The 23159-nt window shown below is 53.4% G+C and carries 26 protein-coding genes, 3 tRNA genes and 1 pseudogene; 19 read left to right on the top strand and 11 right to left on the bottom strand.

Translation table 11 applies throughout. The features are described 5' to 3' along the window. The first annotated feature begins 148 nt into the window (after window positions 1–148). The 4 genes from N5C09_RS03055 to yedD all read left to right on the top strand — a co-directional run bounded on the left by N5C09_RS03055 (window position 149) and on the right by yedD (window position 1902). The gene (locus tag N5C09_RS03055; RefSeq protein WP_252065507.1) at window positions 149–553 is read left to right on the top strand and encodes a hypothetical protein; all 405 of its coding nucleotides are present in this window, start codon (window positions 149–151) and stop codon (window positions 551–553) included. 140 nt (window positions 554–693) lie between these two features. Continuing rightward, window positions 694–933, top strand: a complete 240-nt coding sequence (locus tag N5C09_RS03050) for a hypothetical protein (protein WP_045142339.1) — start codon at window positions 694–696, stop codon at window positions 931–933. Beyond that, a complete protein-coding gene (locus tag N5C09_RS03045) occupies window positions 933–1256 on the top strand; it encodes a hypothetical protein (RefSeq protein ID WP_017693216.1) in 324 nt (107 codons plus the stop codon). Before N5C09_RS03050 ends, N5C09_RS03045 begins: the two co-directional genes overlap by 1 nt. 232 nt (window positions 1257–1488) lie before the next feature. Then, window positions 1489–1902 carry a lipoprotein YedD gene (yedD, locus tag N5C09_RS03040; protein ID WP_107533302.1) on the top strand — a complete coding sequence of 138 codons (414 nt, stop codon included), beginning with the start codon at window positions 1489–1491 and terminating at the stop codon, window positions 1900–1902. Window positions 1903–2010: 108 nt separating this feature from the next. Here yedD and amyA read toward each other — a convergent pair whose 3' ends face one another. The 4 genes from amyA to fliD form a co-directional block, all read right to left on the bottom strand. Further along, window positions 2011–3498, bottom strand: a complete 1488-nt coding sequence (gene amyA, locus N5C09_RS03035) for an alpha-amylase (protein WP_279748407.1) — start codon at window positions 3496–3498, stop codon at window positions 2011–2013. Window positions 3499–3596: 98 nt separating this feature from the next. Further along, window positions 3597–3968 carry a flagella biosynthesis regulatory protein FliT gene (fliT, locus tag N5C09_RS03030; RefSeq protein WP_006811148.1) on the bottom strand — a complete coding sequence of 124 codons (372 nt, stop codon included), beginning with the start codon at window positions 3966–3968 and terminating at the stop codon, window positions 3597–3599. Beyond that, window positions 3968–4378, bottom strand: a complete 411-nt coding sequence (fliS, locus tag N5C09_RS03025) for a flagellar export chaperone FliS (RefSeq protein ID WP_063868419.1) — start codon at window positions 4376–4378, stop codon at window positions 3968–3970. The genes fliT and fliS overlap by 1 nt, the downstream gene beginning before the upstream one ends. 30 nt (window positions 4379–4408) lie before the next feature. Next, window positions 4409–5821 carry a flagellar filament capping protein FliD gene (gene fliD, locus N5C09_RS03020; protein ID WP_112793143.1) on the bottom strand — a complete coding sequence of 471 codons (1413 nt, stop codon included), beginning with the start codon at window positions 5819–5821 and terminating at the stop codon, window positions 4409–4411. A 269-nt stretch (window positions 5822–6090) separates the two neighbouring features. Here fliD and N5C09_RS03015 point away from each other — a divergent pair, with 269 nt between their 5' ends. From N5C09_RS03015 to sdiA, 8 genes are all read left to right on the top strand, one after another. Then, the gene (locus tag N5C09_RS03015; RefSeq protein ID WP_279748406.1) at window positions 6091–7380 is read left to right on the top strand and encodes a FliC/FljB family flagellin; all 1290 of its coding nucleotides are present in this window, start codon (window positions 6091–6093) and stop codon (window positions 7378–7380) included. A 163-nt stretch (window positions 7381–7543) separates the two neighbouring features. Then, window positions 7544–8263 (top strand): RNA polymerase sigma factor FliA, encoded by a 720-nt coding sequence (locus N5C09_RS03010; RefSeq protein ID WP_003859623.1) that lies wholly within the window; start codon window positions 7544–7546, stop codon window positions 8261–8263. Window positions 8264–8317: 54 nt separating this feature from the next. Further along, window positions 8318–8869, top strand: coding sequence for a flagella biosynthesis regulatory protein FliZ (gene fliZ, locus N5C09_RS03005; protein ID WP_063450168.1), 552 nt, complete (start codon window positions 8318–8320; stop codon window positions 8867–8869). An 86-nt stretch (window positions 8870–8955) separates the two neighbouring features. Then, window positions 8956–9756: a cystine ABC transporter substrate-binding protein gene (gene tcyJ, locus N5C09_RS03000; RefSeq protein WP_279748405.1), complete on the top strand. Its 801-nt coding sequence runs from the start codon at window positions 8956–8958 to the stop codon at window positions 9754–9756. A 103-nt stretch (window positions 9757–9859) separates the two neighbouring features. Next, window positions 9860–10846, top strand: a complete 987-nt coding sequence (gene dcyD, locus N5C09_RS02995; protein WP_279748404.1) for a D-cysteine desulfhydrase — start codon at window positions 9860–9862, stop codon at window positions 10844–10846. A gap of 21 nt (window positions 10847–10867) precedes the next feature. Further along, on the top strand, window positions 10868–11536 hold the full coding sequence (gene tcyL / locus N5C09_RS02990) for a cystine ABC transporter permease (RefSeq protein ID WP_107533297.1): 669 nt from the start codon (window positions 10868–10870) through the stop codon (window positions 11534–11536). Continuing rightward, window positions 11533–12285 carry an L-cystine ABC transporter ATP-binding protein TcyN gene (gene tcyN, locus N5C09_RS02985; RefSeq protein ID WP_112793139.1) on the top strand — a complete coding sequence of 251 codons (753 nt, stop codon included), beginning with the start codon at window positions 11533–11535 and terminating at the stop codon, window positions 12283–12285. Before tcyL ends, tcyN begins: the two co-directional genes overlap by 4 nt. A gap of 223 nt (window positions 12286–12508) precedes the next feature. Beyond that, window positions 12509–13231, top strand: coding sequence for a transcriptional regulator SdiA (gene sdiA, locus N5C09_RS02980; protein ID WP_131636866.1), 723 nt, complete (start codon window positions 12509–12511; stop codon window positions 13229–13231). A gap of 64 nt (window positions 13232–13295) precedes the next feature. Here the strand turns inward: sdiA and N5C09_RS02975 are convergent, their stop codons facing one another. Continuing rightward, the gene (locus N5C09_RS02975) at window positions 13296–13520 is read right to left on the bottom strand and encodes a DUF2594 family protein (RefSeq protein ID WP_003859644.1); all 225 of its coding nucleotides are present in this window, start codon (window positions 13518–13520) and stop codon (window positions 13296–13298) included. Further along, window positions 13517–13618 (bottom strand): annotated as a pseudogene (locus N5C09_RS21335) (hypothetical protein); the annotation flags it as partial. The pseudogene N5C09_RS21335 and the gene N5C09_RS02975, both read right to left, overlap by 4 nt. Window positions 13619–13984: 366 nt before the next feature. Between N5C09_RS21335 and uvrY the strand changes: the two are divergent. The 7 genes from uvrY to N5C09_RS02940 all read left to right on the top strand — a co-directional run bounded on the left by uvrY (window position 13985) and on the right by N5C09_RS02940 (window position 18702). After that, window positions 13985–14641, top strand: a complete 657-nt coding sequence (gene uvrY, locus N5C09_RS02970) for a UvrY/SirA/GacA family response regulator transcription factor (protein ID WP_102751015.1) — start codon at window positions 13985–13987, stop codon at window positions 14639–14641. Further along, the gene (gene uvrC / locus N5C09_RS02965; RefSeq protein WP_107533295.1) at window positions 14638–16470 is read left to right on the top strand and encodes an excinuclease ABC subunit UvrC; all 1833 of its coding nucleotides are present in this window, start codon (window positions 14638–14640) and stop codon (window positions 16468–16470) included. The genes uvrY and uvrC overlap by 4 nt, the downstream gene beginning before the upstream one ends. A 56-nt stretch (window positions 16471–16526) precedes the next feature. Further along, on the top strand, window positions 16527–17075 hold the full coding sequence (pgsA, locus tag N5C09_RS02960; protein WP_063849624.1) for a CDP-diacylglycerol--glycerol-3-phosphate 3-phosphatidyltransferase: 549 nt from the start codon (window positions 16527–16529) through the stop codon (window positions 17073–17075). Window positions 17076–17227: 152 nt separating this feature from the next. Continuing rightward, window positions 17228–17303, top strand: a tRNA-Gly gene (locus N5C09_RS02955). A gap of 51 nt (window positions 17304–17354) precedes the next feature. Continuing rightward, window positions 17355–17428 (top strand) — tRNA-Cys (locus tag N5C09_RS02950). An 11-nt stretch (window positions 17429–17439) separates the two neighbouring features. After that, window positions 17440–17526, top strand: a tRNA-Leu gene (locus tag N5C09_RS02945). 249 nt (window positions 17527–17775) lie between these two features. After that, complete coding sequence (locus N5C09_RS02940; RefSeq protein WP_203464879.1) at window positions 17776–18702, top strand: LysR substrate-binding domain-containing protein; 927 nt, start codon at window positions 17776–17778, stop codon at window positions 18700–18702. A 5-nt stretch (window positions 18703–18707) separates the two neighbouring features. On the opposite strand, the gene N5C09_RS02935 is transcribed toward N5C09_RS02940, so the two are convergent. The 5 genes from N5C09_RS02935 to N5C09_RS02915 all read right to left on the bottom strand — a co-directional run bounded on the left by N5C09_RS02935 (window position 18708) and on the right by N5C09_RS02915 (window position 23126). Then, the gene (locus N5C09_RS02935) at window positions 18708–19178 is read right to left on the bottom strand and encodes a hypothetical protein (protein ID WP_112793134.1); all 471 of its coding nucleotides are present in this window, start codon (window positions 19176–19178) and stop codon (window positions 18708–18710) included. A 162-nt stretch (window positions 19179–19340) separates the two neighbouring features. Continuing rightward, on the bottom strand, window positions 19341–20057 hold the full coding sequence (locus N5C09_RS02930; protein ID WP_064910415.1) for an ABC transporter ATP-binding protein: 717 nt from the start codon (window positions 20055–20057) through the stop codon (window positions 19341–19343). Beyond that, window positions 20054–20929, bottom strand: a complete 876-nt coding sequence (locus N5C09_RS02925) for an ATP-binding cassette domain-containing protein (RefSeq protein ID WP_063868429.1) — start codon at window positions 20927–20929, stop codon at window positions 20054–20056. Before N5C09_RS02925 ends, N5C09_RS02930 begins: the two co-directional genes overlap by 4 nt. After that, complete coding sequence (gene livM / locus N5C09_RS02920) at window positions 20926–22200, bottom strand: high-affinity branched-chain amino acid ABC transporter permease LivM (protein ID WP_279748403.1); 1275 nt, start codon at window positions 22198–22200, stop codon at window positions 20926–20928. The genes N5C09_RS02925 and livM overlap by 4 nt, the downstream gene beginning before the upstream one ends. An 11-nt stretch (window positions 22201–22211) precedes the next feature. Further along, window positions 22212–23126, bottom strand: coding sequence for a branched-chain amino acid ABC transporter permease LivH (locus tag N5C09_RS02915; protein WP_063450156.1), 915 nt, complete (start codon window positions 23124–23126; stop codon window positions 22212–22214). Between the last annotated feature and the right edge of the window lie 33 nt (window positions 23127–23159).

The raw sequence follows: 23159 nt of genomic DNA, 5'->3' as shown, positions 1-23159 counted from the left end.
CAGCTTTACCATTTGGCATGGCTGCCTTCGCAAGATCTTATAGCATCCTCACAATGCATCGCGAACTAATGAACCCGCTTAACTGCGGGTTTTTTTGTTTTACCAGAAGCTGGTAGGATAAATCCGATAATAATCATGGGGATTCATAATGAAGAAACTGGGGGTAGTATTATGCCTTGCTTTTGGCGTGTCATTTTTAACGGGTTGTGCACCTAAACCACCGTCGCCGGTTGAGATAAGCACGGCTAATTATGGCACTTTGCCAGGGAATTATCAGGATTTGATTAAGGCCCATTTCAGCACCGTGCTGAAAGATCCTGAGTCAGCGCGATACACCTTCATGCCTACATACAAAGGTTACTCTCAGGATGGTTCTTTAGCCGAATCCGCTGGTGGAGTTAAGTATGGATATGTTGTCCCTGTGCTGGTAAATGCTAAAAACAGCTATGGCGGGTACACAGGTAACCAGCAATATGCCTTTATCTTCTCAGGTGGAGTGCTTTACGACACTACAGGGAATTATCTATTCGGTAGAGTTCCTCACGTACAATAGAAAATACCCGCTTCTGCGGGTTTTTCACAACTAAATTTCCATCCTCGCCCACCACTTATAAATCAGTTCACCCGCTTCGCTTGATCTGTGCATGTAAATAGTAATACTGTATATGTATACAGTTATTTTGTGAGGTGATTATGCCACGCACAGCAGACATACATGCCGCGTTTGTTGCGGCCATAGAGTTAAACCCCAAGGGGTATCGTTACCTGAGCACAGACGCATTCGTAGAGAAATTGCGGGAGTTCAACTGGCACTATACGCGCGAAGAAGCGAATGCCTGGATAGAGCGATACCAAAAAGACTTTGCTGACAAGACGACAGACGGTAGCGATAACAGGTACTGGATCCTGCGTAACATGGGGAGGGTTCAGTAATGGGATTTGCATCACCTGCAAGCGATTATGTCGAGCGCCAACTTTCACCCGAGGTGATTTGCAACATCGGCGCAGAAAGTAGGGTGCTTGAAACTGATTCAGGATTTGCAGTCATTGAGCCAGCAGCCAAATGCGCGCCCGGGGATGTGCTGCTTATACTTTGCGATGGTCATACGCAGTTTGCCAGGTTGATGGGAAAGTCGCTCATTACAGATGATGGAGAGGCAATAGAGGGAAGCGCACTGGAAGAAGTAGAGGTGCTTGGGCGCGTCACGTTCTTCATCAATCGTGCAAGCGATGACGACGACTGCCCGGTGATGTAATGGGGCATGGGTGGGGCATAAAACAGCACTCGATCTAAGGTGAACTTAGACGACTGATGTTTTCGACAACTACAACCATCTGTTATTTGGAGCGCTCTTGGACGTTCTTTGTCGATTATGAAAAATGTATGCTCATGTGATGGGGATGCAGGTTTAAACATTACCTATCTTACGCTGGCAGCCTGATGGCTTTAATGCCACAATATTTTTTTCTTCGCATGCAGGAAAGATGATGAAAAAAGTAGCAATTGTGGCTGCGATGCTGACGTTAGCGGGATGCGTTCAGGTCGAAAACTATCAGGAAGTGGTTAAGCATCCGGCACCTTCGCAACTGGCAGGTTACTGGCAGTCGAAAGGGCCGCAGAGCGCGATGGTGAGCCCGGAGGCGATTGCCACGCTGGTGGTGACGCAAGAGGGTGATACCCTGGACTGTCGTCAGTGGCAGCGCGTTATCGCGGTGCCGGGTAAGATCATGCTGCGTTCAGATGATTATTATAACGTGACCGAAAAACGAGACGTCTATCCGCTGGATCGCGATGGAACCACGCTTGAGTATGACGGCATGGAGCTGCAAAAGGTTGACCGTCCAACGGTGGAGTGCGCAGATTATCTGAGCAAGAATCCGCTGGAGAGTAAGCTTCCGTAACCGTGTTTAGCCGGGTGGCGGCTTCGCCTTACCCGGCCTACAAAAACTAACGGTAAAAGCAAAACGGCAATCGTATTGCCGTTTTGAGGGTTTGCTCCCTTTCCCGTACTAGAGCGCGTCCTCAATCACCCAGACGCTGACGCTTCCCCCGTTACAGAAGAACGTCCCTTCGCCATCCGCCGCCGTGGTTACGGTTTCCTCGCGATTGCCTAAAAAATCCCGCCAGGTTTTATTGCCGTAATTCTCGCCGAGGCAGATTGTCTTCTCGCCGTCATCACCATTCGACAGCACCACCACGCAGCCCGGGTGATCCTCAGTCCCGCTGCGGCTAAACGCAATGCAGTTTGGATGATCGAAAAAGAGCGTCTGCACGCCGTGGGCAAAACGCTGACGGGCTAAAATCAGCTCGTGGAGCTGTTCAATCACCGGCATATCAATGTGATACGTCTCGCCGTCACCCCCGGTGTCGTCATAGCTGGCGCCAAAAAGATCCGGGTAGAACACGCTCGGCACGCCGTTTTCACGCAGCAGGATGAGCGCGTAGGCCAGCAGTTTAAACCAGGCTTCAACCGGGGCTTCCAGCGCCTGCAAGGGTTGGGTGTCATGGTTGGCCACCAGCGTCACGGCATGGAACGGATCGGCTTCCACCAGCGTACCGGTGAAAATCTGGCTCATGTCGTAGTCGCGGCCCTGGCGTGACGCCTCGTGAAATTTCATTTGCAGCGGCGCATCAAACAGCATGGTTTTGCCGTCTACCTGATCGATGTATTGCTGCAATTTGTCCACTTCGTGAGACCAGTATTCCGCCACGATAAACAGCGGCTGCGGGGCCACCTCCTGGACGTGCTCAATCCACTCTTTATAGAACCAGGCCGGGATGTGTTTTACCGCGTCCAGGCGGAAGCCGTCGCAGTGGGTTTGCTCCATTACCCAGCGCGCCCAGTATTTGATCTCTTCCGTCACCGCATGGTTGCGAAAATCAATATTTTCGCCCATCAGGTAATCGAAATTGCCCATCTCGTCGTCGACCTGATCGTTCCACCCTTCGCCGGTGTAGTCGTTCACTATTTTGAAGATACCGTCCTCATTGGGGTTTTCAATGTGGTCGATACCGCTGAAGCATTTGTAATCCCAGACAAACTGCGAATACTGACCGTCACGAACGGGGAAGGTGTAGCGCGTCCAGGCTTCACATTCGATGATCTCATCGCTGATTTGGGTGCGATCCTGCGCATCCACGCGCTGTACGCGGACGGGTTCCTTTTCATCGGCACCCATTTTATGGTTAACCACCACGTCCAGAAGCACCGCAATCTGGTTGCTTTTTAAGGCGTTGATGGCCTCCAGCAGCTGGGCTTTATCGCCGTATTTGGTGGCAACGCTGCCTTTCTGGTCAAACTCACCGAGGTCGAAAAGATCGTAGGAGTCATACCCGACGGAATAGCCTCCGGACGCGCCTTTGTACGCCGGCGGTAACCAGACCATATTGATGCCAATTTCGTTCAGGTTGGGGGCCAATGCCGTGACTTCTTGCCACAATTCACCGCCGGTGGGGTAGTACCAGTGAAAACATTGTAAAAGTGTTGGGTTGCGCATGCACCATCTCCATGAGGTCGCGAAACTCAAGTATGGAGCAGGTTTGGCAGAAATGCCTGGCGAACGAAACGGTTAACGCTTGCCCGCCAGTTAAATGGCTAATTAATATCGCTATTACTTTGCGGAACCAGGACATGACCGCCCTGATTACCGTAGGTGGAGAGCACGGTTTTCTGGATGGAGGATTGCCCAACCAGTTTCGCCAGCTCATCCATTCTGGCTTGCAGCAATGTTTTTACCTGGCCTTCGTTGTCCAGGATCACCCGCAGCGTCGGGCGAAGCTGTTCCTGAATCTGCATCGAAGGTTCACTTTCCTGAGTGAGACGAGCCAGTGAGTGCACCGCATTAACATAGTCGGTTTCACAGATGATCAGATCATCCCATAGTCCCTGCCGGGCCAGTCGCAACATCAACTGGCTCTGCTCAAGGAGTTGCTGATAAAGGGCATAAAGTTGCGGTGCGTTACTCATTAGACGGCGTCCTGCATCAGTTGTGGCGTACCGGCAACCTCCTTCCACCCGTCAGCGATATTGCGCAGCAGGTTTTCCACCTCTTCGATGGCGCTGGCGTCGTTATTCACGTTGGCGTGCAGGAGGCGACGTACCATATAGGCATAAAGGGCAATCAGGTTTTGCGTAAGCTCATCACCGTTATCTTCTACCAGGCCAACCTTCAGCCCGTTTTCGATAATGTTGATGGCTTTGGAGAGCGCCAGCCCTTTTGCCGGGATATTACCGTCTGCCAGGAACAGACGCGCGCGTACCAGCGCGCTGAGGGCTCCATCAAATAGCATGATAACCAGCTGCTGCTGGCTGGCGCTCATCACCGCGCTTTCAACTTCTATCTTTGCGTAGGCTTGCGTGCCTTTTGCGCCGTACATGTTATCCCCCTCGGGTCTGATTAGCGTTTACTACTTGTTGCTGGACGTGTTCTCGAACTGCTGCGTCAGGTAGCTGCTGGTGTTGTTCAGCGAGGTCATCAGTACGTCCAGCTGGGTAAACTGGGCTTTGTACTGCGCCACTCTCGCGTCGATACGTTCGCTCACGGCGTTGTATTGATCCGTTAACTTGTTCAGCGTTTTACTGACGCCATCTTTGGCCGCCTGGATAATGCCTTTACTGGAAAGCCAGTCAGTCAGATGGGTGGCCATGGTGGTGGTGATCCCGGTGGTTTTGCCGTCACCCACAACCAAATCTTTCACCGCAGACGGGTTCTCCGTCAGCGTTTTTTTCAGCTTGTCGCTGTCAAGCTCCAGCTTGCCCGTGCTTGGATCGGAGGTAATGCCCACCTGTGACAGCGTTTTATAGGCGGTTCCGCCGACGGTGTTGCTCAGCATGGTTTTCAGCTGCGTCTGGATAGTACGCAGCGTGCTGTCCCCGAGCAGGGCGCCGTTGCTGGAATCCTGCGCATCTGTGCCCGCATCAACCGCCGTATATTTGGTTAACGATGCAAAGCTGTCCTGAAGGGTGTTGTAGGCATCCACCCAGGCCTTCATCGCCGTTTCCGCTTTTGACGTATCTTTCGTTATCGTCAGCGTCTGGTTACCGGTGGTGACGTCGTTCAGGTTCAGGGTGATATCTTCCAGCGCATCGCTGATGGTGTTGCTGCTGTTTTCGATATCGACGTTATTCACCTTCAGCTTCGCGTTCTGCGCGGTGACGCTTTCCGTCATGCCGTTGCTGGCGTCGGTGCTGGTGCCGTTGTAACCCATAAAGGATTGCAGGGCGCTGTCGCCGCTTACGCTGATGCTGACTGCGTTGTCCGCCCCGGTTTCGGTGGAGGTGATGGACAGACGATACTGACCGTTACCGACGTTAATAATGCTGGCGGTCACGCCGGCGTCTGCTTTGTTAATGGCATCGCGAATGCCGTTCAGCGAGGAGTTTGCCGCGCTGATATCGACGGTCACCGGATCTTTACCGTTACCGGCGGTAAACGTGATCTTGCTGTCAGCTGTGGCAATGGCCGTTTTTGCATCTGCCTGCGTATTTTTGGTCGTCAGGGTTTGCGCCTGCGCCAGCTGCGACACGCTGATGGTGTATTTCCCGGCAATTGCGCTGCCGGTAGTGGTGGCGCTGAATGCCGTGGTGCTGCTCGCTGTGCTGGTCGCCGTAAACAGATCGGCTTTATTCAGTGCGGTGTTGGCGGTCTGAAACGCTTCCAGTGAACTCTTCAACGTGCCGTAAGCGCTCAGCTTGGCGGTATAAGATGATTGTTGTTTGGAAATCGGCGTCAGCTGTTCTTTTTCGGCCTTGGTCAGACTATCCAGAATGTCTGCTAACTTAAGACCCGATCCAATCCCCAATGATGAAATACTTGCCATATTTATTCCTTAATCTATCGACACGTAGAACGAATAGTGGGGTTATCGGCCTTAATGGGGGAAAGTTTACGGTTAATTTCTTTTTTTTAATGGCGGGAATAACGGTAATAGAGAAGAGCTTTTCCGTGGCTAAAAAAATTAACGCGATCCTGAAAAAATATCTAAAGGTTGGTTTGGACCAGACGATAACACCTTTGACGGCGATGAAGCCGAAGGGTGGAAACCCAAATCTAACCAAACAGATTTGATGAACAACAGGAATCGAAATCATGGCACAAGTCATTAATACCAACAGCCTCTCGCTGATCACTCAGAACAACATCAACAAGAACCAGTCCGCTCTGTCTTCTTCTATCGAGCGTCTGTCTTCTGGTCTGCGTATCAACAGCGCGAAAGATGACGCTGCGGGCCAGGCTATCGCTAACCGCTTCACCTCTAACATCAAAGGTCTGACTCAGGCTGCACGTAACGCTAACGACGGTATCTCTCTGGCGCAGACCACTGAAGGTGCACTGTCTGAAATCAACAACAACCTTCAGCGTGTTCGTGAACTGACCGTTCAGGCAACGACCGGTACTAACTCTGATTCTGACCTGTCTTCAATCCAGGACGAAATCAAATCCCGTCTGGACGAAATCGACCGCGTATCTGGTCAGACTCAGTTCAACGGCGTGAACGTGCTGGCTAAAAACGGCACCATGGCGATTCAGGTTGGCGCAAACGACGGTCAGACCATCAACATCGACCTGCAAAAAATCGATTCTTCAACTCTGGGTCTGAATGGTTTCTCTGTAACTAGTAATGCATTGAAAGTAAGTGATGCTGTTACTCAAATTGGTGATGGTTCTGCTGCTCCAAATGATGTTAATTTAAGTGCGGCAGCGACTGCATTGACAACTGCTACCGGAACCACTGTAGATGCCAAATCATTGTCACTGCATAACGTATTGGATAAAGATGGTAACGCTACAGGAAATTATGTTGTTCAAAGTGGCGATGATTTCTATGCTGCATCAGTAACTACAGCGGGCGTAGTATCGTTAAATACTACCGATGTCACTTATGATGATGGTGCTAATGGAGTTACCGATGCTGAGCAGACAGGTAAACTGGTTAAAGTTGGCACTGATGATGGTGGTAACGCTGTAGGTTATGTAACTGTGCAGGGAAAAAATTATCTTGCTGCGGCTGGTAACCTTGCAAATGGTGGGGCATCTGCTGCAACAGACATTGGTGATATTGCTAACGCTAACAATACTTCCGTATACAACGGTACTGCTTCAGCAGACCCACTGGCTCTGCTGGACAAAGCTATCGCATCTGTAGACAAATTCCGTTCTTCACTGGGTGCGGTACAGAACCGTCTGAGCTCAGCCGTTACCAACCTGAACAACACCACTACCAACCTGTCTGAAGCGCAGTCCCGTATCCAGGACGCCGACTATGCGACCGAAGTGTCAAATATGTCCAAAGCGCAGATTATCCAGCAGGCTGGTAACTCCGTGCTGTCCAAAGCTAACCAGGTTCCTCAGCAGGTTCTGTCTCTGCTGCAAGGCTAATCGCCTGATTACGCTTAAACCCCGCTTCGGCGGGGTTTTTTCTATCCACGCACACGCGTAACCCCCCAAATAACCCCTCATTTCACCCACTATTCACCCGATTAAAACCCCTCCAGAATCGGATAATCATGCCGATAACTCAACTAACGCAGGGCTGTTTATCGTGAATTCACTCTATACCGCTGAAGGTGTAATGGATAAACACTCGCTGTGGCAGCGTTATGTTCCGCTGGTGCGTCACGAAGCATTGCGCCTCCAGGTGCGTTTGCCGGCGAGCGTGGAACTGGACGATCTGCTACAGGCGGGCGGTATCGGGTTATTGAATGCAGTTGACCGGTACGACGCTCTGCAAGGAACGGCATTTACGACTTACGCAGTGCAGCGTATTCGTGGTGCGATGCTGGACGAGCTGCGCAGCCGCGACTGGGTGCCGCGCAGCGTTCGCCGCAACGCGCGCGAAGTGGCGCATGCGATGGGGCAGCTGGAACAGGAGCTGGGGCGCAACGCGACGGAAACCGAAGTGGCGGAGCGTCTGGGTATTCCTGTTGAAGAGTATCGTCAGATGTTGCTCGATACCAATAACAGCCAACTCTTCTCTTATGATGAGTGGCGCGAAGAGCATGGCGATAGCATCGAGCTGGTGACGGATGAGCATCAGCAAGAAAACCCGTTACACCACTTACTGGAAGGGAATTTACGCCAGCGCGTGATGGAAGCGATTGAAGCTTTACCGGAACGTGAGCAACTGGTGTTAACCCTCTATTACCAGGAAGAGCTCAATCTCAAAGAGATTGGCGCCGTACTGGAGGTGGGGGAGTCACGGGTAAGCCAGCTGCACAGCCAGGCCATTAAACGCCTGCGCACCAAACTGGGTAAGTTATAGGTGAGTGATTCGCCTTGGTAATGCCGCACAACGTATTGACAACCAGGAGTTATCATGACGGTGCAGCAATCTAAAAGACGGCCTTTAAGCCGCTACCTCAAAGACTTTAAACACAGTCAGACGCATTGCGCCCACTGTAAAAAATTACTCGATCGAATCACGCTGGTTCGTCGCGGTGAAATCGTGAATAAGATTGCGATTTCCCGCCTCGACACGCTGATGGATGAAGCCGCCTGGCTTGAAGAGCAAAAAGAGTGGGTAGCGCTTTGCCGTTTCTGTGGCGATCTCCACTGCAAAGAGCAAAGCGACTTCTTCGATATCATCGGCTTCAAGCAGTTCCTGTTTGAACAAACTGAGATGAGCCATGGCACCGTGCGTGAATACGTGGTTCGCCTGCGCCGCCTGGGTCAGCATCTGACCGTGCAAAATATCTCCCGCGATCTGCTGACGACCGGCTATCTGGATGAAAATCTGGAGCCCTGGCTGCCCGCCACCAGTACCAACAATTACCGCATCGCGCTGCGTAAGTACGCGCAATACAAAGTCCAGATGCCGGGCGCCCTAAAGCAGAAAGTCCACGCCGGAACAACTTCTGATATATATTAAAAAAGAATAAGATGTAGCGCAGCCGCCTTTGACGTTGCAGGCGATTTCTCTACACTACTCAAAAATTCCACTGTATCGGAGTACTTATGAAATTAGCACTTCTGGGTCGTCAGGCGCTGATGGGGATGATGGCCGTTGCGCTGGTCGCGGGGATGAGCGTAAAAACGTTCGCGGCAGATAATCTGCTCAATAAAGTCAAAGAGCGCGGCACGCTGCTGGTTGGGCTGGAAGGTACCTATCCTCCGTTCAGCTTCCAGGGTGACGACGGTAAGCTGACCGGTTTTGAAGTGGAGTTTGCGCAAGAGCTGGCAAAACACCTCGGCGTAAAAGCCTCTCTGAAGCCGACCAAATGGGACGGTATGCTGGCGTCACTGGACTCCAAACGTATTGACGTGGTGATTAACCAGGTGACCATTTCTGATGAGCGTAAGAAGAAGTACGACTTTTCCACGCCGTACACCGTGTCCGGTATCCAGGCGCTGGTGAAAAAAGGTAACGAAGGCAGCATCAAATCCGCCGCGGATCTGAAAGGTAAGAAAGTCGGCGTCGGTCTGGGCACCAACTACGAAGAGTGGCTGCGCCAGAACGTGCAGGGCGTGGACATCCGCACCTACGATGATGACCCGACGAAATACCAGGATCTGCGCGTAGGCCGTATCGACGCCATTCTGGTTGACCGCCTGGCAGCGCTGGATCTGGTGAAGAAAACCAACAATACCCTGGCTGTTGCAGGCGATGCGTTCTCCCGTCAGGAATCTGGCGTGGCGGTGCGTAAAGGTAACGAAGATCTGCTGAAAGCCATTGATGGCGCCATTGCTGAAATGCAGAAAGACGGCAGCCTGAAGGCGCTTTCTGAGAATTGGTTCGGCGCAGACGTGACGAAATAAGTCTCTGACCGACAAAAAAAGGCGCTTTCAAAAGCGCCTTTTTTATTTCTCGCGCGTCTGCGTGCATAATGAAATAACAATTGTTTGCGTGACCGGAGGAACCATGTCACTACAGAATTTAACGCGCTTTCCCCGTCTGGAGTTTATCGGCGCACCCACGCCGCTGGAGTACCTGCCGCGATTTTCTGACTATCTGGGGCGCGATATATTCATTAAGCGTGACGATGTGACGCCCATGGCGATGGGCGGAAATAAGCTGCGCAAGCTCGAATTTCTCGCCGCCGATGCCCTGCGCGAGGGCGCGGATACGCTGGTCACCGCCGGGGCCATTCAGTCTAACCACGTTCGCCAGACGGCGGCCGTGGCGGCAAAGCTGGGCCTTCATTGCGTAGCCCTGCTGGAAAACCCGATTGGCACGCAGGCTGAGAATTACCTGACTAACGGTAACCGCCTGCTGTTGGATCTGTTCAACGTGCAGGTTGAAATGGTTGACGCGTTGACCGACCCGGCTGCCCAGCTTGATGAACTGGCGACGCGCCTGGAAGCGCAGGGCTTTCGTCCGTACGTCATTCCGGTTGGCGGCTCGAATGCGCTGGGTGCCCTCGGCTATGTTGAGAGCGCGCTGGAAATCGCGCAGCAGTGCGAAGGCGCGGTAAGTCTGTCCTCGGTGGTGGTGGCGTCCGGCAGCGCGGGTACTCATGCCGGTTTAGCGGTCGGGCTTGAGCAGCTGATGCCGGACGTTGAGCTGATTGGCGTAACGGTTTCCAGAAGCGTTGCGGACCAAAAGACGAAAGTCGTCACGCTGCAACAGGCGGTGGCTGAACAGCTTGAGCTTGAGGCGAAGGCGGAAATTATGCTGTGGGATGACTACTTCGCACCTGGCTATGGCACCCCCAATGATGAAGGGATGGAGGCCGTTAAGCTGCTGGCGCGTCTCGAAGGCATTCTGCTTGACCCGGTCTATACCGGCAAGGCAATGGCGGGCCTTATCGACGGCATTGCCCGGAAGCGCTTTAAGGATGAAGGACCTATTTTGTTTGTTCATACTGGCGGGGCGCCTGCGCTGTTTGCCTATCATCCTCATGTCTAAAAATCAGGTCGAAAAATAATAATGCAAGAAAGTATTCAACTGGTTATTGATTCGCTGCCGTTCTTACTTAAGGGCGCGGTGTTTACGTTACAGCTCAGTATCGGCGGGATGTTCTTCGGGCTGGTGCTCGGGTTTGTGCTGGCTCTGATGCGCATGTCAAACATCTTGCCGGTGCGGTGGCTGGCGCGGTTTTATATCTCCGTGTTCCGCGGAACGCCGCTTATCGCCCAGCTGTTCATGATCTACTACGGGCTGCCCCAGTTCGGTATTGAGCTGGATCCGATCCCGGCGGCGATGATTGGTCTGTCGCTGAATACGGCGGCGTACACCTCGGAAACGCTGCGTGCTGCGATCTCGTCCATCGATAAAGGGCAGTGGGAAGCGGCGGCCAGTATCGGGATGACCCCGTGGCAGACGCTGCGTCGGGCGATCCTGCCGCAGGCGGCGCGCGTGGCGCTGCCTCCGCTGAGCAACAGCTTTATCAGCCTCGTAAAAGACACCTCGCTTGCGGCGACCATTCAGGTGCCGGAGCTGTTCCGTCAGGCGCAGCTGATCACTTCGCGCACGCTGGAAGTGTTTACCATGTATCTGGCGGCCTCGCTGATTTACTGGGTGATGGCGACGGTGCTGTCGGCCCTGCAAAACTATTTTGAAAACCAGCTTAACCGCCAGGAGCGAGATCCAAAATGAGTGCAATTGACGTCAAAAACCTGGTGAAAAAATTCCATGGGCAAACGGTGCTGCACGGCATCGACCTTGAGGTTGAGCAGGGCGAAGTGGTGGCCATTATCGGCCCGAGTGGGTCAGGGAAAACCACGCTGTTGCGCAGCATCAATTTGCTGGAGCAGCCCGAAGGCGGGACGATCCGCGTGGGCGACATCACCATTGATACCGGGAAATCCATCAGCCAGCAAAAAGGGTTGATTCGCCGCCTGCGCCAGCATGTCGGCTTCGTATTCCAGAGCTTTAACCTTTTTCCGCACCGTACGGTGCTGGAAAACATTATTGAAGGCCCGGTCATCGTCAAGGGTGAATCAAAGGAAGACGCGACGGCCCGCGCCCGCGAGCTGCTGGCGAAGGTTGGCCTGGCAGGGAAGGAGACAAGCTATCCGCGTCGCTTATCGGGCGGGCAGCAGCAGCGTGTCGCCATTGCGCGCGCGCTGGCGATGCGCCCGGACGTGATCCTGTTCGACGAACCCACCTCCGCGCTCGATCCGGAGCTGGTCGGGGAAGTGCTGAACACCATTCGCCAGCTGGCGCAGGAAAAACGCACGATGGTGATCGTGACGCATGAAATGAGCTTCGCCCGCGATGTGGCCGATCGGGCCATTTTCATGGACCAGGGGCGAATAGTAGAGCAGGGGCCGGCTAAAGCGCTGTTTGCCAATCCGCAGCAGCCCCGCACCCGTCAGTTCCTTGAAAAATTCTTAATGCAGTAGCATTTTCGCACTCAATTTGCTCCGGATGCCGCTTCTGGGGCAAATTATCCTCCCTTAAATTCGGTTCTGTTGCTTTTTTATTCCGGCTAATGTGGTTAAGCCTTCCTCAAATTAAAGATAATCTGCCCGTGGCCGATATTTTATATAAATAATCATGCTTTATGTGTTAGGTTATATTCACCATAATAATGATTATCTATTTCAGAGGCTTCATTCACTACGTATGAGGGATATAGACTTTTTCACCTGGCGACGGGAATGCTTCCTTCGGTTCCAGGAAATGACCTGTGCTGACGAGGTATATCAGGAGCTTCAGCGACAAACGCAGGCGCTTGAATTCGATTATTATGCGCTTTGTGTTCGACACCCTGTGCCATTTACCCGCCCGCGAACCTCCGTCCATTCCAGTTATCCGCAACAATGGATGGCACAATATCAGTCCGAGAATTATTTCACCATCGATCCGGTACTGAAGCCGGAGAATTTCATACAGGGACATTTGCCCTGGACGGATGAATTATTCGCGGATGCCCAGCAATTATGGGACGGCGCCCGCGACCACGGTTTACGCAAGGGAATAACGCAGTGTCTGATGCTGCCAAATCATGCGCTCGGCTTCCTCTCCGTGTCACGGACCAGCGTAGAAGCAAACGCCATCACCAATGAAGAAGTTGAGCTGCGTTTGCAAATGCTGGTCCAGATGGCGCTCACAACGCTGTTGCGTTTTGAACATGAGACGGTGATGCCGCCGGAAATGAAATTCAGCAAGCGTGAACGGGAAATACTGAAGTGGACCGCAGAAGGGAAGACGTCGGCAGAAATTGCCATCATTCTCTCCATCTCGGAAAATACCGTGAACTTCCATCAGAAGAATATGCAGAAGAAATTCAACGCGCCGAATAAGATCCAGATAGCGTGTTATGCCGCCGCGACGGGACTTATCTGACTGCTCTCACGTTCTGCGTGTCAGACGAGGAAAAGGCTGAATGCACTGCATCCAGCCTTTTTTGTTACTGGCGGTAGGCTTGTTTAATTTGCTTAACCGTATTGGCAAAAACAGCGGATTCCGCCTGGTCTTCCATCTGCGCGATCTGTTTTTCCATTTTAATGATCACACGTCCAGCATCAGCCTGGCCCATCGCTTGTAGCATAAGCGTCAGCAGCGACTTCAGGCAGTTTACTTCCTGTGCCAGTTCCTGGTTATTCTCGGCAGTGGCAAATTCAGGTGTGCTCATTTATTTTCCTCATTATAAAACAGCGCATGAGCGCGACGATGAAAGTTAAGGCGGCGTAGTATACCACAAGCTGCGGCAAAAAATGCAGTGGTTGTTTTTTATACTTTTCCGCGGATTGATTATTGGCTGGTGCGGATTATGAAGGTAATCTGTCCAATATGTTAGCGACAATTAAATGTTTATCGCCGGTACGTCATCCGTTAATTGTTGTTACAAAAAAATGAGAGCATTTTTTAGTTTACGTTAACAAATGTTTTGGTAGCTTTTTGAATGCTGGTGCCAAAAAATAGCGGTAAAGCCCAGCGTACATGGGTTTTCTTTCCACTTACTGTACAGCCTAATTTCCAAAAACGAGACCCGAATCGTATAGCCGATTTTTTAGCGTTTTAATCTTGCATGGAAAACCGTTAATATAAACACAATTAGCAGTCAGTAGCGTTATCCCTATTCTGGAGACATTTCCTTTGATCAACGTCCTTCTTGTTGATGACCACGAACTGGTGCGCGCAGGGATACGACGCATTCTTGAAGATATAAAGGGTATTAAAGTTGCCGGCGAGGCGTGCTGTGGTGAAGATGCCGTCAAATGGTGTCGTACTCACTCAGCAGACGTGGTGCTGATGGATATGAACATGCCCGGCATCGGCGGGCTTGAAGCCACGCGTAAAATCGCCCGCATGTTTGTTGATACCAAAGTCATCATGCTGACCGTACACACTGAAAATCCGCTGCCCGCCAGAGTTATGCAGGCAGGTGCCGCAGGATACCTGAGTAAAGGCGCCGCGCCGCAGGAAGTCGTCAATGCGATCCGTTCCGTACACGCAGGGCAGCGCTACATTGCTTCTGATATTGCTCAACAGATGGCGTTGAGTCAGATTGAACCGGAAAAAACGGAATCGCCGTTTGCCAGTTTGTCTGAGCGCGAATTGCAGATTATGCTGATGATTACTAAAGGTCAGAAGGTGAATGAGATTTCAGAGCAGCTGAATCTCAGCCCGAAAACGGTCAACAGCTATCGCTATCGGATGTTCAGTAAACTGAACATTCACGGTGATGTCGAACTGACTCACCTGGCCATTCGCCATGGTTTGTGCAATGCGGAGTCGTTATTAAGTCAGTGAGTGAAGCGTTCGATTCAAAAGCATTTCTGAAAACCGTCACCAGCCAGCCGGGCGTCTACCGTATGTACGACGCTGGCGGTACGGTTATCTATGTCGGTAAGGCGAAAGATCTCAAAAAACGCCTTTCCAGCTACTTCCGCAGCAACCTTGCTTCCCGTAAAACCGAAGCGCTGGTTGCCCTCATACATAACATTGATGTCACCGTGACGCACACGGAAACGGAAGCGCTGCTCCTTGAGCACAACTACATTAAGTTGTATCAGCCGCGCTATAACGTTCTGCTGCGCGATGATAAGTCCTACCCGTTTATCTTCCTGAGCGGTGATACGCACCCGCGGCTGGCGATGCATCGTGGCGCTAAGCATGCGAAAGGGGAATATTTCGGCCCTTTCCCGAACGGTTATGCCGTGCGGGAAACGCTGGCGCTTTTGCAAAAAATCTTCCCTGTTCGCCAGTGCGAAAACAGCGTCTACCGCAACCGCTCCCGGCCGTGCCTGCAATATCAGATTGGCCGCTGTCTGGGGCCGTGCGTTGAAGGGCTGGTGAGCGAAGAAGAGTACGCGCAGCAGGTGGAGTATGTACGCCTGTTTTTAGCCGGGAAAGACGATCAGGTGCTCACACAGCTGATTGCCCGCATGGAAAAAGCCAGCGCGGGGCTGGAGTTTGAGGAAGCCGCCCGCATCCGCGATCAGATCCAGGCGGTGCGCAGGGTGACCGAGAAGCAGTTTGTTTCCAATACCGGCGACGACCTCGATGTTATCGGCGTAGCTTTTGACGCCGGTCTCGCCTGCGTTCACGTGCTGTTTATTCGTCAGGGTAAAGTGCTCGGCAGCCGCAGCTACTTCCCGAAGGTGCCGGGCGGCACCGAGCTGGGTGAAGTGGTGGAGACTTTCGTCGGCCAGTTTTATTTGCAGGGCAGCCAGATGCGTACGCTGCCTTCGGAGATCCTGCTCGACTTTACGCTTGACGATAAAACCCTGCTGGCGGATTCGCTTTCAGAGCTGGCAGGCCGCCGGGTGAATGTCCAGACGAAACCGCGCGGCGATCGCGCGCGCTATCTGAAGCTGGCGCGAACCAATGCCGCCACGGCGCTGACCACCAAACTTTCCCAGCAGTCGACCGTCAGCCAGCGTTTAACCGCGCTTGCGACGCTGCTCAAGCTGCCGGAAGTGAAACGCATGGAATGTTTCGACATCAGTCATACGATGGGTGAGCAAACCGTGGCGTCGTGCGTGGTCTTTGATGCCAACGGTCCGCTGCGGGCAGAGTATCGACGCTATAACATCACTGGCATTACGCCCGGTGATGATTACGCCGCCATGAACCAGGTGCTGCGTCGTCGCTATGGTAAAGCGATAGAAGAGAGCAAAATTCCTGACGTTATCCTTATCGACGGCGGGAAAGGGCAGCTGGGCCAGGCGAAGGCGGTGTTTGAATCGCTCGACGTGGAGTGGGACAAAAACCATCCGCTGCTGTTAGGGGTGGCGAAAGGGGCGGATCGTAAAGCGGGCCTGGAAACGCTGTTCTTCGAGCCGGAGGGCGAGGGCTTTAGCCTGCCGCCAGATTCCCCGGCGCTGCACGTGATCCAGCACATCCGCGATGAGTCGCACGATCACGCCATCAGCGGGCACCGCAAAAAACGGGCGAAGGTGAAAAATACCAGTACCCTCGAGACTATCGAAGGCGTTGGGCCAAAACGTCGCCAGATGCTGTTGAAGTATATGGGCGGATTGCAAGGATTACTCAATGCCAGCATGGAGGAAATTGCAAAAGTGCCGGGTATTTCGCAAGGGCTGGCAGAAAAGATCTACTACTCGTTGAAACATTGAGGGCTCTGTAGCAACATAGAGCTAAATTTTACTGACAACAGACAGTTACCGTCATCATGCGATTTAATATCCCTACGTTGCTCACCCTTTTTCGCGTTGTGCTCATTCCGTTCTTTGTACTGGCATTTTACCTGCCGGTCGTCTGGGCGCCTTTTGCCTGTGCGCTGATTTTCCTGATTGCCGCCGTGACGGACTGGTTTGACGGGTATCTGGCGCGCCGCTGGAATCAGAGCACCCGCTTTGGCGCGTTCCTCGATCCGGTCGCGGATAAGGTGATGGTGGCGATCGCGATGGTGCTGGTGGCGGAGCATTATCATACCTGGTGGGTCACGCTGCCCGCCGCGACCATGATTGGCCGTGAAATTATTATCTCTGCCCTGCGCGAATGGATGGCGGAGCTGGGGAAACGCAGCAGCGTGGCGGTATCCTGGATCGGTAAAGTCAAAACCACCGCACAAATGGCGGCGCTGGTGTGGATGCTGTGGCGTCCGAATGTCTGGGTCGAGTGGGCCGGCATTGGCCTGCTGTGGGTTGCGGCAGTGCTGACGCTGTGGTCAATGCTGCAATATTTGAACGCTGCGCGCGGGGATTTGCTTGAACAGTGATCGTTTCGGCTTAATTTTCAGCAAACGATCCTGAGATGCAAAAAATAACGTTGACTCAAAACGTCATATCAGTAGAATGCAACGCATCGAACGGCGGCACAGTTAGCCGGACGATAATGAAATCAAGTGGTTAGCAGTTAACTTGATAACATGCGGGAATAGCTCAGTTGGTAGAGCACGACCTTGCCAAGGTCGGGGTCGCGAGTTCGAGTCTCGTTTCCCGCTCCAGATTAAAGCATCGGCAGTTTGCGGGTGCGTGTCGAAAGACAAAAGATTTAAGGCGCGTTAGCAAAGCGGTTATGTAGCGGATTGCAAATCCGTCTAGTCCGGTTCGACTCCGGAACGCGCCTCCACTTTCTTCCCTGGCCGGATGGTGGAATCGGTAGACACAAGGGATTTAAAATCCCTCGGCGTTCGCGCTGTGTGGGTTCAAGTCCCACTCCGGCTACCATGGGAAACAAAGAATAATCAAAGCAATAAGCAGTGTCGTGAAACCACCGAAAGGTGGTTTTTTTGTGCCTGGCCTTCCGCTAATCATTCTCTTTCATCCCTGATCTTCACTTAATACACAGCGTTCCTTTCGCAACGGAATTAAACAGATGCGCATTATGCTATCGTGTAGCGGGCGCGATATGCGGTTTGAACATGTGCATGTTTGCGACCCCGATTCCCCATCTCATCACGTTATGTAAGGGACGCTATGTCTTTACCGCCATTGTATGCACTGCGTGCGTTTGAGGTTGCTGCGCGGCTGAACTCCTTTAGTAAAGCCGCTGAAACGCTGAATATTACGCCGGGCGCGGTCAGCAGACATGTCCGTACCCTTGAACAATGGTTCGACTGCGAGCTTTTCAAAAGGCAAGGTCCTCGCGTGGAGGTCACTGAAGCCGGGCGGGTGCTTGCCGGACAGCTGAACGAAAGCTTCACGAGCATTGAATGGGCCTGCCGGGCATTTCGCAGTGAAAACCATCTGCTGCGGTTAAAAGCACCCAGCACCCTGACCATGAGATGGCTTCTCGACGTGCTGCGATCTTTTCGCAACAACCATGCAAAACCCCAGGTGGAAATTGCCAGCGTCTGGATGGACATTGACACCGTTGATTTCAATCTTGAGCCATACGACTGCGCCATTCTTCTCGGCAATGGCCGTTTTGGTGAGACAACGGAAAGCCAGCTGCTTTTTCATGAATGGCTTATTCCGGTTTGCACCCCATCGCTTCTCGAACCGGCCCGGCAGCAGCTTTCGCAATGCGATCTGATCCATCCTTCACCGGACAGACGGGACTGGAGGCGCTGGCTGCGAAGGACGGGCTTGTTCCCGGGGCTCGATATGAGCAGCGGCATGGTGTTTGATACCCTTGAACAGGGAAGTATCGCTGCGATGAACGGGCACGGCATCGCCATCGCCGACCTGCATCTCACGCTTGATGCCCTGAAAAGCGGCCTGCTGGGCCTGCCGTTCAGGGAAGCTATCGCGACGGGAGATGGCTACTACCTCGTCTGGCCAAAAAATTCGCTCAAAAGAGAGAGCATCCAGCACCTTCTGGCCTGGCTGCAAAGCCATACCCCGGTCGTTCCGGCTCTGGATATTCTTTATCTGGAATACGATGAAAGCCGGGTTTATTAATACCCTTATGAGTAAGAGATGTTTGCCATCTTTTTATAGCGTTCTGGCAAAGCGCTGTTCAGGCTGAGCACCTTATCCAGAATATAAAAAGCAGGGGTATTTTTTTGCTGCTCGGCCTCGATGATTGCGTCGCGTAATATCGTGGCCGCAGACGTAATCTTGTGAAAATATGCCTCGGACTCGGGCGTCTGAAATTCACCCGACGTGGCGTAACGCACGTGCGGCCAGCCGGAGAAGTCGAGCAGAGGAAGGGGCTTTCCTGCTTCAGGATGACAGGCTGAAATCAGCGCAGCCGCTTGCTTAGGGTCGCGATGGGCAACGGACAGCATGTACACGCGCTGCGAAAACGGTGACAGAGCCTCTGAGTGATGTTTCGTCGCCATAAGCATGGCCATAAAATCCTGTAAATCATTGGCTGAATCGGTGTCAGGTGGTAATACAGTTTTCATTAACTGATATAACGCATCAAGTGTCATGTTTGCCCCGGATCCTCTTATCATTATTATTCAGTTTGCCGCTGAACGTTTATCGGCCCACGCAAAGGCGGGTCGTGAGGATGATATTTGAATACGGTCGCATCAGAAAAACGATTAATAATGGAAATCATTGTGAGTTTTTCTCACTATAGCCTCCAGGCTTCACACGCCACCCAGATACGCCTTTCTCACCTCCGGATCCCTCAGCAGCACCTCGCCGCTGCCGCTTAACCGAATCTGCCCGTTAACCATCACATAGCCGCGATCGGACAACTTCAGGGCATGGTGCGCGTTCTGCTCTACCAGAAAAATCGTCATTCCGTTACGGGCAAGCTCGCGCAGCGTCTGGAAGATCTGTTTAACCACGATGGGCGCAAGGCCGAGGCTGGGTTCATCCAGCAGCAGAAGTTTTGGGCGGCTCATCAACGCCCGGGCGATAGCCAGCATCTGCTGTTCGCCGCCGGAGAGCGTCATCGCCCGCTGGTTGCGTCGCTCCCTGAGGCGGGGAAACAGGTCAAACATGCTTTGCAGATCTGTCGCCGCATGGTGATTGCCGATGGGGATTGTCCCCATCAGCAGGTTCTCCTCTACAGACATATCCGGGAAAATGCGCCGCCCCTCAGGGGCCTGCGCGATGCCGCCGGTTGCCACGTAGTGGGTGGATTTTTGGCTGATATCCTCGCCGCAGAAGAGGATCTGCCCATTGCGGATCCGGGGCTGGCCAAAAACAGACATCAGTAATGTGGATTTCCCCGCGCCGTTAGCGCCAATCAGGGCCACGGTTTCCCCTTTATTCACCTCCAGCGAAACCTGCTTCAACGCCTGGATCGCCCCGTAGAACACGTCCACATCATGAAACTGAAGCATCGGTTCGCTCACAGATTTACCTCGCTTTCGTCGGTGCCCAGGTACGCGGCAATCACCTTTTCGTTGTGCTGGATCTCGGCGGGTTTACCTCTGGCAATAACGTCGCCGTGATCGAGCACAATAATGTCGTCCGAAATGTCCATCACCATCCCCATATCATGCTCAATCAGCAATACCGTGATGTCGTGGTGGTCGCGCAGGAACCGAATGATATCGCTCAGCTTGTGCGTCTCCACCGGGTTCAGGCCGGCAGCGGGTTCATCAAGACAAATCATCTCCGGGCCGGTACACATGGCGCGGGCGATTTCGAGGCGTCGCTGCTGGCCATAGGACATTTCACCGGCCAGACGGTTGGCGCAATCCACCAGATCCACCACCTCCAGCCAGTAAAACGCCCGGTCCAGCGCATCGTTCTCTGCCCGACGATACGCAGGGGTGTTGAGTACCCCCGCCAGCAGGTTACGGTTGACGCGCATATGCTGTGCCACCAGCAGGTTTTCCACCACCGACATCTCGCGGAACAGGCGGATGTTCTGAAACGTACGCGCAAGACCCGCGCGGTTCACCAGATGCGTGCCGCCAAACATCTTATAGAACAGGCGTTGACCAAGCTGCGCCGGGTTGAGCCAGTCGCCGGGCTGGAATTTCTGCCCGAGCACCTGAATGACGTTGGTGGTTTTATGCCGCGCATTGAACAGGATGTTGCCGCCGGAGGCCCGGTAGAAGCCGGTCAGGCAGTTAAAGACGGTCGTTTTCCCCGCGCCGTTAGGGCCAATCAGGGCGGTAATTGACCCGCGCTGCACCTCAAGATTGACGTCATTCAGGGCCTTGATCCCGCCGAAATGCATCATCAGATGTTCTACGCGCAAAATCGTTGCGTTCATGGCGCCACTCCTTTCCGTACGGCAAATCCGCTGCGGTTGATGCGGATCAGACCGCGAGGACGCCAGATCATCATCACCACCATCAGCATGCCAAAGAGCAACACGCGGTATTCCGCAAAGCTGCGCAGCAGCTCAGGCGTGACGGTCAGCACAAAGGCGGCCAGCACAACGCCCACGGTAGAACCCATCCCGCCCAGAACCACGATCGCGAGGATCAGGGCCGATTCAAAAAAGGTGAAAGAGGTGGGGTTAACAAATCCCTGATAGGTGGCAAAAAACACCCCGGCAATACCTGCCGTTGATGCGCCCAGGGTGAAGGTAGAAAGTTTGACCAGAACGTGGTTAAGCCCCATGGAACGGCAGGCAATCTCGTCTTCACGGAGCGCTTCCCACGCCCGGCCAATGGGCATTCGGGTCAGCCGGTGTTTAATGTACAGCACCAGCATGACCACCAGAAAAAGCACCGCATAGATGAAGATAAACTTCATGTTGGGGTTATAGGTCAGGCCGAAAAACTCGTGGAAGGGTACGCCGCCTTCTTTGGCGCGTCGGCCAAACTCCAGGCCAAAAAAGGTCGGAGCAGGGGCCGAAACGCCGTTTGGCCCGCCGGTGAAGGTGAGCCAGTTGTTCAGCACCAGGCGGATGATCTCGCCAAACCCGAGCGTGACGATGGCGAGATAATCCCCGTGCATGCGCAGCACCGGAAAGCCGAGCAGGGCACCCGCGCCTGCGGCCATCAGCGCCGCCAGCGGCAGCATGCTCCAGAACCCGAGGCCCAGATACTGATACCCGAGCGCCAGGCCGTAGGCGCCAATGGCGTAAAAGGCGACGTAACCCAGATCCAGCAAACCCGCGAGCCCGACGACGATGTTCAGCCCAAGGCCGAGCAGAACGTAGATCAGCCCGAGAATAGCGACCGTCAGCACGTATTTGGTGGCAACAAACGGGAAGCAGATCGCCAGCGCGATAATCAGCGGAAGGATCCAGCGCAGGCGGCTTTTATATTCCGGTGGCCGGACATACACCCCCGCATTGTCAGATTCAAACCGCGCCTGTAAACGCTTTCCGGCCGCCGTGCCCGTGAAGGCGCTCAGCAAAAAGCGTCCCAGCATCACGGTGCCAACAATCCACGCCAGACGCTGGCCGTCAAAGTTAAAGCTGTAACCATCCAGTATGACGCCCGCAATCGGGCCGAAAATAATCAGGGCGATCATTCCGGAAAAAATTGCGTCCAGAATGCAGCGCTTCAGGGAAAAGCCGTCAGAGGTCATCGCGTTGTTCCTTACACTTTAGCCACGACAGGGCGGCCTAACAGCCCCTGAGGACGAAAGATCAGAATTAAGACCAGCAAACCAAACGAGAACACGTCTTTATAATCTGAGTTCACCATCCCGGAGAATTGTGCTTCTGCGACGCCCAGAATCAGCCCGCCGAGCATCGCCCCGGGCAGAGAGCCGATGCCGCCCAGCACCGCCGCCGTAAAGGCCTTAATGCCGATAACGAACCCGACGTAGAAATCAAAGGTGCCGTAATTCATGGTGATCAGCACGCCCGCTAGCCCGGCCATGGCTGCGCCGATAACAAACACCAGCGAAATAATTCTGTCGGTATTGATGCCCAGAATAGAGGCCATTTTGCGATCCTGCTGCACCGCACGACACATCCGCCCCAGGCGGGTACGGTTGATGATCCAGGTCAGCACCAGCATGCCCGCGAACGAGGCGATGAGAATAAAGACTTTGGTATAGGTTATCTGGACAAACCCTTCGCCCAGGTGGAAACGCAGCACGCCATCCAGCAGGGTGGGCACGCCCTGCTGACGCGGACCCTGACTGAGCTGGGCGTAGTTTTGCAGTATCAGCGACATCCCGATAGCCGAAATGAGCGGCGCCAGACGCGTCGAATTGCGTAGCGGCTTATAGGCGATGCGCTCGATCGTCCAGCCGTAAACCCCGGTGACCACGATGGTGAAAACCAGCGTCCCAAGGATCAGCAGCGGAAAGGACTGAAGTCCAAAAAACGCCAGCAGGGCCAGGCCAATGGCCGAGAGATAGGCGGAAATCATATACACTTCGCCGTGGGCGAAGTTAATCATACCGATGATGCCGTACACCATGGTATAGCCGATGGCGATAAGGCCATAGACCGAACCCAGCGTTAAGCCATTGATTAACTGCTGTAGGAAGAATGTACTCATTGTCGCGCACCTGAATAAAGGGTTACGCCGACA

The sequence above is a fragment of the Enterobacter sp. GD03975 genome (genome assembly GCF_029838645.1).
Taxonomy (GTDB): domain Bacteria; phylum Pseudomonadota; class Gammaproteobacteria; order Enterobacterales; family Enterobacteriaceae; genus Enterobacter; species Enterobacter quasihormaechei.
This window is presented reverse-complemented; position numbering and strand designations above follow the sequence as displayed.